Source organism: Tepidimonas thermarum (assembly GCF_007556705.1).
Lineage (GTDB): Bacteria > Pseudomonadota > Gammaproteobacteria > Burkholderiales > Burkholderiaceae_C > Tepidimonas > Tepidimonas thermarum.
In genome coordinates this window covers 1-519 of the sequence record NZ_VJOL01000129.1, presented here as the reverse complement: position 1 = coordinate 519, position 519 = coordinate 1, and the positions used below count along the sequence as shown (strand labels likewise).

Genomic DNA, 519 nt, shown 5'->3' with positions numbered 1-519 from the left:
CAGGTGCGAGGCTTCCGGCGCTGCACTGCCTTCTTGACCAGGTGCCGCCGCTGCGCTACGCTGGGGCGCTTCTCAACGTACACCAGGTCGCCGCGAATCTCGTAGCTGAACCACTCGCCATGCGCTGCGCAGGCCTCGGCCACGTCGTCCAGCGCCTTGCGCAGCGTCTGGGCGAACTTCCACATCTCGCCAGCCTCGCTGCCGCAGAGCCGGTGCAGCGTCTCGATCTTGATCGGGAACGGCTTGGCATGGCTGGCATAGAAGCCATGCAGCCATTGGGCAAGAGGCTTCCCGTCCAGCGCGTGGCGAACTGACCAATCCACCTGCGTGAACTGGTCGGCTCCGTACAAGGCTCGCAATTTCGGGTTCAGCTCAATCACCCATTCCTGCGTTTCCTCGTCCTTGAATGCCTCGCCAATCAGGCCGCCTATGTACACGTACCGGCCTTGTTTCAGCTCAACGGTTCCAGCTCGAAGCCGCGTGATGCGCTCGTGCAGCGTTGCCCGGTTTTTGCCGGTG

At 63.0% G+C, this 519-nt stretch carries 1 protein-coding gene; it reads right to left on the bottom strand.

Features of this window, described 5'->3' with window-relative positions; genetic code table 11:
* On the bottom strand, positions 1–519 hold a 519-nt coding region (gene trfA, locus Tther_RS13230), incomplete at both ends, for a plasmid replication initiator TrfA (protein ID WP_246099058.1).